The sequence below is a fragment of the Yersinia alsatica genome, assembly GCF_902170305.1.
Classification (GTDB): domain Bacteria; phylum Pseudomonadota; class Gammaproteobacteria; order Enterobacterales; family Enterobacteriaceae; genus Yersinia; species Yersinia alsatica.
Map to the genome: position 1 here is coordinate 1 of NZ_CABHWW010000020.1, position 8983 is coordinate 8983.

Sequence of the window (8983 nt, forward strand, 5' to 3'; positions counted from 1 at the left end):
AGCTGTTAGGCTGGTTTCTCTAAATAGGGTGCCCGGACTCGGACAACCCGCGCAGCGGGATTGAACGTCGCTGGCGACGGCCCCACAGGGGTGAGCGCTGCTTGCAGAGCGAATAATCGAACCAAGGACACGGGGATTTTCAATCCCTGCGTAATTTTTTGAGACATATTTGATCGCCAGATAAATGACTTTTCGTACTGAGTTGTCAGTCGGGAACACTTTGCTTTTCTTTATCGCCTGCCGGATCACGCTGTTCAGCGACTCGATGGCATTCGTGGTGTAGATATCTGGGCGGGTAAACGCTGGGCTTATTTGGCCGTTGTGCTTGAGCGGTTTTCTCGTACACCGGTTGGCTGGGCAATGTCATTTTTCCCGGATTCTGCACTGACCGCGAAAGCGCTGTCCATGGTCTGGGAGGCGCGAGGAAAACCGACATTATTACTGTCCGAGTGATGCAGTAAATTAGCTGGCTTCAAGTTTGAACTCAGGGCTAAAATTACGTCTATTACTTCTGTTCATTGTGTCACCTGTTTCGACTATGAGGCGATGATATCACCTCTATTCAGGTGGCCAAATTCAGTAAACCACTTCAACCTTTTATATATTTTAATTTCCATCATAAAATAATAATATATAATCAAATCGTTTCATTTATTATATAAAATTAATAATTATCACTATTATTATAAATAGCAAAATTATATTTTTAACAGAAGCATTAAACACCTCACATAACTACGTTTATTATTTGAATTTATAGGTGAAATTATATTTTTTAAAAAAAGATGCAATAAGTTAAGGTATAAATATAAGGAAAATAATAATGCTGATTTATTTTTACTATCTATAATTAAATTTCAGTGCTTTTAATTAACTGTAAATCTAACTATTACTTGCTAACTAACCTTTGAATAATACCATCACCGTATTATATCAACACTATACATTGCTCATGGGAGGTTAAACCATGGTTGCGAAGAGAGAACCTATTGCTATTGTCGGAATCGGATGCCGAATGCCGGGTAACACTAAAAATCACAGAGAGTTATGGGAGATGTTATTAACCGGCGTAGATGGTATTACTGAAGTTCCTCCCGAACGTTGGAATAAAGATAAATTTTACGATCCAGATACCAATAAAACTGGCAAAACAAAAACTGCTCGCGGTGGATTTATCAACGGGATTGATAAATTTGATAATGAGTTTTTTAATATTTTTCCTAAGGAAGCGGAGAATATCGATCCGCAGCAACGTTTGTTATTACAGACGACTTTTGAGGCACTAGAGGATTCTGGCGATCGGTTGGATACATTCCGTGGTTCAAAAACTGCGGTTTATGTTGGTTTATTCGGCAACGATTATCGGGATATTCTTGCCGATCCGGATAACCGTTACCGCATTAGTCCACAGTCGGCGATGGGGGCGTCGTTGACTTCTCTTGCAAACCGTATCTCCTATTTCTATGACCTGAAAGGCCCAAGCATATCGTTAGATACTGCCTGCTCGGCCTCTCTGGTTGCCATCCATCTGGCTTGCCAGAGTATTTGGCATCAGGAAGCCGATCAGGCCATTGCTGGCGGGGTTAACCTTCATATCAATCCAGCACTGACCTTGATGCTGTCAAAAGGCAACTTCCTCAGCTCAGACGGAACCTGTAAAAGCTTTGATGAAAGTGGTAACGGCTATGTTCGTGGCGAAGGTGTCGGTCTGGTTTATCTGAAACCCTTATCCCAAGCCTTAGCTGACAACAACAAAATCTACGCTTTGGTTCGTGGGACTGCCTGTAACTCTGACGGTTTCACTCCTGCAGGCTTTACAGTACCTAATCCAGATGCCCAAACCTCGATGTTGCAGACCGCCTATCAACAGGCTGGAATAGCTGCGCAACGGGTGCAATATATCGAGGCTCATGGCACCGGTACCTCCGTTGGTGACCCGTTGGAAGCCCAAGCCTTTGCTAATATGTTTAGCCAACGCCCAACGGAACAACCGTTACTTATCGGCTCAATAAAAAGTAATATTGGGCACCTTGAGGGGGCCGCAGGTGTCGCCGGTTTTATCAAGCTGGCGCTGAGTCTGTATCATAAGCAGATCCCGGCAAACCTGCATTTTAGCAAGCCTAATCCTAAAATCGATTTTGAAAACTGGCGCCTTAAAGTGGTGGATTGCAACCAATGTTGGCCTGCACCAACAAACGGCCACCCGCGCGTAGGTGGTGTGAACTCCTTTGGCGCTGGCGGTACTAATGCCCACGTGGTTATGGAAGAGTACGTACCTGATACCGGGATTATTCTGGGGCTGGGGCAGGCGGAAGATATTCAGCCGGAGGTCAACCTGTTTACCTGTAGCGCTCAAACGGAAGAAGCGCTGAAAGCGCAGTTACAGGTCTACCTGGATTATTTGTCCGGCACTTATGCCAGTTTGAACGATATTTGTTTCAACGCCGGTCAACACCGTTCCAGCTTACGCCATCGGATTGCCATTGCTACTCGTAGCATAGAGGATTTGAGCGATAAGATTACCGCTTATCTGAACGGTGAATTACTGTCCGGCGTAGTTTACGGACAACCTCAGGACAACAAACCACGCCTGGCCTTTGTCTTTACCGGCCAGGGGCCTCAATGGTATGCCATGGGGCGTCAATTGATCGACACCGAGCCGGTATTCCGTCATGTCATTACCACTATCGATAAACTTTTTGTCGATATTGCTGGCTGGTCGCTGTTAGAAGAAATGAGCCGATCTGAAGCTGAATCGAACATCAGCGATACGCGTATTGCCCAACCGGCGATCATTGCGGTGCAAATTGCCTTGGTCGAACTATGGAAGCACAACGGGGTTGAGCCTGAAGGGGTTATCGGTCACTCCATTGGCGAAGTGGCAGCAGCCTATACCGCCGGGGCGCTGACCCTCGAACAGGCCGTGAAGGTTATCTTCCACCGCAGCCGTGGGCAACATGCTGCATCGGGTAAAGGTGTCATGCTGGCCGTGGGCGTTGATTTGCCGACGGCAGAAAAATTAATCGCAGAGGTTTCGGAGCAAGTTTCTATTGCGGCGATTAACGGTCCGGAAAGTATCACGCTTTCTGGCGATAAAGAACCTCTTGAGGCGATTGCAGAGAAGCTGGGGCAACAGGATATTTTCCATCGATTCCTGAAGGTAGATGTACCTTTCCACTCCCATCATATGGCACCGCTTAAAGAAGAGTTAATTGCCTCGCTGAACGCTTTGGAGCCTACATCAGCACAGATTTCTCTTTATTCTACCGTTAGCGGCAAGCAGGAGGATGGATTCCATTTGGTGAGCGATTACTGGTACCAAAACGTCCGCGATCCCGTTTATTTCTCACCGGCACTCCAACGTATGATCGAAGATGGTTTCGATACTTTCATCGAAATTGGGCCACACCCTGCTCTGAGCGGCGGTGCGCAGGAGTTGTTCACCAAACTGAATTCTAATGCGAAAATTTTCCCGTCTATTCGCCGAAAAGAAGATGAAGCGCTACGCCTGAAACAAACGTTGGGTGCCTTGCAGGTTGCCGGTTATCCGATGAACTGGTATAAAATTTGTCCAGGTGCGGGGCGGATCTTCGATCTACCAAACTATGTCTGGCAGGAAAAAAGCTTCTGGAATGAGAGTCGAGCGCATAGGGAACATCGGCTTCAGTCCTATATCCACCCTAATATTATCCGCCACCATACCTCTAGCCTCAATCCAAACTGGCATGCCTTTAAGGTATTCCTGGATACTCAAGCTGACCCGTATCTCACCGAGCATCGGATGGACGATTTAGTTCTTTTCCCTGGTGCTGGCATGTTGGAACTGGCTCTTGCCGCGGGCCATAAAGCATTTGGTGATTCCTTTGGCTATCTGAGAGATATCCGGTTTGAGAGGGGATTGTTCCTACCGGAGGAGGGTGAATCTTTATCAATCAGTCTGGAAATGGATGCTACGAATGGACGCTATTGGCTAGTAAGCCAAGATAATAAAGCTAATGCTGAATGGGTCAAACACTCCACCGGAGTGATGAATTATCTGGATAAAAAGCCTGATGCACCGGCGATTTCACTGGCGGATCTACAGCGGGATATCACCGATCGCCTGCCTGTGCAGCCAATGTATAACAATGCGAAACGCGGTGGGTTGAACTACGGTCCAGCCTTTAAAACTGTCCAAAATATTTGGACGGCTCCTAGCCAATTATTGGCAAAAATTGTCATTCCTGAAATGCTTAAGTTCGGCCTCGATCGTTACTATGTGCATCCTGCAATGATGGATACTGTAGTTCATACCATTTTTGCCGCTCGACGTTTAGAAGGGGATGAAGAAATGGGCGTTTATTTACCAGTGGGTATTGACCGCTATTATTTCTTCCAGAAAGCACAGGGCGAGGTTGTATGGAGCTACCTGAACATTCATCAAGCTGATGAAAAATATTTGCAATGTGACGTGGTGCTGTTTGATGAGGCGGGTAGTATTGTCGCACAAATTATTGGGCTTAAATTAAAATATATAGCTGGCTCTCGGCGTAATGAAGAAGATATGGCCTACGGTGGTTGTTATGAATACCGCTGGCAGCCAGTTGAATCGGTTAGTACTCCGGCATTGGTCGGTGCTGAAGTTCTGCTGATTGCCGATGGTCAGGATCATTATCGTGCGTTCGCCGATGAGCTGAAACGGTGCGGAGCCAAAGTTATTACGCTAGGTGAAAATCCGACGTTCGACTGGCCAGTGGATTTGCATGAACGGCTGGCGGTGCTTAATGCGTTTGGTGAAATTAAAGCTCGCTACCCTTCATTGAAACGCATCGTTAACCTATTGCCGCAGAGCCAGTCGGGTGAAGAAGATCTAGCTATCCGAATTGAGTCGCTAGTTTGGAAAAGTGTCAATATCAATCATGCCATCATTGAGCACGAGTTACAGCCAACGCTCTGGACCATCAACCGTGGTTCCGAATGGGTTACTCCGCAAGACCCACCGGTCAATCTTGTACAGGCGCCGATCTTTGGTGTGAGCCGTACCCTGAACAACGAATATCCGCTCGCTGTCTGTAAAGTGGTGGATTTGGGAGAAGCTACCGAAGGTGAGTTACGCATTCTTGCCAAGATGATCACTGCTGCGGATAACGGCGGCCATGAAACCGAGTTGGCTATTCGTGGGGAAAAACTGTTTGGCCGCAGGTTGGAGCATGTCGAAGCCGAACAGGCTCAGGCTAAGGCAACTCAATCGCTGCCAGGCAGCGGCGGGCATTATCAGGCAATGTTAAGTGTTCCTGGCGTTATCAGTTCACTTACAATACGGCGTTTTACTCCTCCAGCTTTACAGGATCATGATGTTGAAATCGCTATCAAGGCGGCGGCCTTAAGCCATCGTGAGTCGATAGTACATTCGCTGAGTCAGGAATGCAGCGGAGTTATTACCCGAGTAGGCTCGGCCGTCAGTCGCTTTAAGGTAGGTGATGAGGTGATGGCACTGACGTCAAATGGCGTAGCTGGCGTTACCGTGGTTGCCGAGCATTACGTGACGCGTAAACCTGTCGCTTTATCATTTGAACAGGCGGCATTAGTTCCGCTGGCCAGCTTAACCGCATGGTACGCCTTAATGACTTTGGCACGGGTTAAAACTGGTGAGCGGGTACTGATCCATTCAGCCGATACGCCAACAGGTTTGGCTTGTATTCATCTTGCCAAGCGGGCAAAAGCCGAGATCTATGCCAGCGCCAGCACAGAGGTTGGGCGAGCTCAATTACGCACCATCGGTATCCAGCATATTTATGACAGCAGTACGCTAGGCTTCTATCAGCAAATTATGGCTGATACGCAGGAGCTAGGCGTCGATATTGTGCTGAACAATCTGAGTGGCAAAGGTGCGATACAAAGTCTGAGATGCCTGCAATCTACAGGTCGTTTTGTCCAGTTAAATTACCAACACGAAGGGGAAAATGAGGCGCTGACTATCAGTTGCCAAAAATCGAACCTGAGCTATTTTGCTGTGGATATCCAGGCATTTGTCAGTCAGCGCCCGAATGAAGCCGCAGAAATCTTTGCTGAGACCACTCATTTGATCAACGAGACGGCGTTGCCGATCTATTCTGCCATTCCGATCGCCGAACTTTCTGCAGCGTTGGAGGAAAACAGCGCACTGGAAAATACCGTTGTGACAATGGAAGGTGTCAGAGTTGATGCGCTACCTGCTCTGCAATTACAACTGGCTCCGGAGAAAATCTATTTGATCACCGGTGGTGCCAGCGGGTTGGGGATTGTGCTGGCGAAATGGCTGGCAGATCACGGAGCACGGAAGCTGGCATTGGCTAGCCGCAGCGGTCCGAAAACCAAAGAAGATCGGCTGGCTATCGAACAACTGCGTGAACAAGGTGTTGAGGTGGTATTACCGGAGGTGGATCTCTCCTCCGCCCAAGCCGTCAGCGATATGGTCGAACACGTCAGGCAGTTTGCGCCTTTGGGGGGCGTTATTCACGGTGCGGCGGTAATGCAAAACGGGCTGATCGGTAATCTAAAGCGTGACGAACTGATGCCAGCCTTCTCGGCGAAAGCCTTGGGTGGTTGGAATCTACACCAGGCGTTGCAGCATGATGAACTGGAGTTCTTCCTGTCGTTGTCTTCCATTGCTGGTGTGTTTGGATTTGGTGGTCAGACCTGTTATTCCGCAGCGAATAACTTTGTCGATAAATTGACACATTATCGTCAAATGCAGGGGCTCACCGCCCAGGCCATCGATATTGGGGTGTTGGGCCACTTTGCAGGCTTGACGAAAGATGCCGATTCCCTGTTGAACCTGCTGGAGAAACAGGGGTGGGTACCGATGAGTGTGAAGCAGATCACGACGAAAATTGAGCAAATCCTGCTGGATGGCAATGTGGTTCGTATGGCAGCCAATATTGACTGGGTTCGCTTCCGCGACCATTTCGATCACCTGCGCGATGACCTGCGTTTCGCACATCTATTGTCTAATGAGACGCTGCAAATAAAAGGTCAAAGCGATGGTCATGCCGGTTTACGAGAAAGAATTCAGGAAATGCCGGAAGGTGAGGCAGTGCAGGAGCTGAAGCAACTTCTCACTGAAGCACTGGCACGAATTCTAGGTACCACTGTAGATAAGGTGACGCCGGATAAATCACTGTCAGCCATGGGGTTGGATTCACTGATGCTCAACCAGTTACGTCACTGGATCCAGCAGAAGCTGGAAATTAACTACCCGCTGATGCGGATGGTGAAAGGGCCTAGCCTGCTGGAACTGGCGCAACAGCTGCGACACGAGCTGGTAAAAGGCGACTCAATGCAGCAGTCATCCGGTGATATTTCTGGTATCACCTCCGAGAAGGATATTGAGGTGATCCATGAATGGTTCGTCCGTTTGAAACGCGATCGCGGGGGAAAACCGAAGAAAACCAAGTTGTTTATGATGCACCCAATGGGGGCAGGGGCTTCGATGTTTGCTCACTTCCTGTATAACGCGCCAACGGATTGTGAGGTATATGCGATTCAATCCCCTGGCCGTGAAAACCGGTTGGAAGAACCAAATCATACCCATCTGACGCCGTTGCTCACTGGACTGGAAGACGCTTTCGATCGTCTGATGGTTGATGAGCGGCAGCAGGGCTGGGATGGTGATATCGCCTTCTACGGCCACAGTTTCGGTGGGATAGTAATGTTTGAGTTTTATCGTTCACTGAGAGCTCACAACAAACAGTTGCCAGTGCATTTCTTCTGTTCTGCAACTATGGCACCGCAGTTAACCTGTACCTGGAAAAACCGTGACTCTTTACGAGAAAGTGGTATTGCCTCAAACTCCGAGCAAAAAATCCTCAGTTTGCTGACTTACATTGACGACCTAGAATTCGTCAAGCAGATCCTACCAGGTCTGCGTCGGGATATGCCGCTGTTGGAAAGCTATGAATATAAGGATGGAGAGCCTCTGGCTTGTCCGATTAGCGTCTTCTCTGCAATTGAGGATGAGGTGACGTTAGTCGAAGAAATGACCGCTTGGCAAGAGCAAACCACTTCGACATTCCAGCAGTTCCTGGTACATGGGGATCACTGGTTTGTGAGTCGAAATAAAGAGTTTATTGAAGAAAAAATAGAAGAGTGCCTGGCAGGAACCCCTATTAATCTTCAAAAGTAAAGCTTGTACCTGGATGACATGGAATAATTCATTCAGTAGTGCTTGAATGGATTATCACGCGGGCGGTCAGATAATTCGCCGTCCGCGTATTTTCTGTTAAGAACTCAAGTCATGATAAAAATGGATCAAGAATATGAAACCTAAAAAAATACTCTGCTCACGTAAACTGGTGTCGGGAATCAGTGTCAGAACACAAAACAGTGAAGAATTCGAACCAAAAACGGCAAAAATTGGTGAGTTATGGAACACTTTCTTTACAAGGAATTTGGCTAATAATATTCCGGGACGTTTGGCTGATACGCCACTGGTTGGCGTTTATTCAAACTATGCCTCTGACGTGAATGATTATTATGATGCTACTGCGGGAGTGCTGGTAAGTGGACCTAATGCCGACTTTAGTTGTGTGGTTCTACATCCCGGCTTATATCTGGTTTTTGAAGCCAGAGGGGAAATGCCTGAAGCCATTATGGAAGCTTGGGATGGAGTGTGGAAATATTTTGAACAGCATAGCGAAATTACCCGCAGCTATCTATCAGACTATGAGCTGTACACAGGCCCGAATGAAGTACAGATTTATGTCGGTGTAGAAGACTAAACTATAGATCAGAATCGAGAATTTCATCAGTTGAGCCGTGGCTCAACTGGCAGCAGAACCTTGAGTTTGGCATTGGCATCGGATGGCAACTTGATGGTAGCGACATGGGGAGCGAATGCAGCGTTCCAGATTCGCCACCCTTGACCACGCATGTTCGATGAAGAGTCCAAACGTCAGAAAGCAAAAAACCAGCTGTTAGGCTGGTTTCTCTAAATAGGGTGCCCGGACTCGGACAACCCGCGCAG

The 8983-nt window shown here is 47.8% G+C and carries 2 protein-coding genes and 2 pseudogenes; 3 read left to right on the forward strand and 1 reads right to left on the reverse strand.

All coding sequences use genetic code 11. The annotated features are described in order from the left end of the window. Positions 1–150: 150 nt before the first annotated feature. Positions 151–294, reverse strand: a pseudogene (locus FTA96_RS11645) (transposase); the annotation flags it as partial. Here FTA96_RS11645 and FTA96_RS11650 point away from each other — a divergent pair. The 3 genes and pseudogenes from FTA96_RS11650 to FTA96_RS11660 all read left to right on the forward strand — a co-directional run. Beyond that, positions 286–432 (forward strand): annotated as a pseudogene (locus FTA96_RS11650) (IS3 family transposase); the annotation flags it as partial. The pseudogenes FTA96_RS11645 and FTA96_RS11650 overlap by 9 nt on opposite strands. 535 nt (positions 433–967) lie before the next feature. Then, the gene (locus tag FTA96_RS11655; protein WP_145573870.1) at positions 968–8143 is read left to right on the forward strand and encodes a type I polyketide synthase; all 7176 of its coding nucleotides are present in this window, start codon (positions 968–970) and stop codon (positions 8141–8143) included. A gap of 133 nt (positions 8144–8276) precedes the next feature. Continuing rightward, positions 8277–8738 (forward strand): GyrI-like domain-containing protein, encoded by a 462-nt coding sequence (locus FTA96_RS11660; protein ID WP_050111237.1) that lies wholly within the window; start codon positions 8277–8279, stop codon positions 8736–8738. Positions 8739–8983 lie beyond the last annotated feature (245 nt).

Coding starts and splice junctions, on each gene's coding strand:
- FTA96_RS11655 (WP_145573870.1), top strand. CDS start 968: ATGGTTGCGAAGAGAGAACCTATTGCTATTGTCGGAATCGGATGCCGA.
- FTA96_RS11660 (WP_050111237.1), top strand. CDS start 8,277: ATGAAACCTAAAAAAATACTCTGCTCACGTAAACTGGTGTCGGGAATC.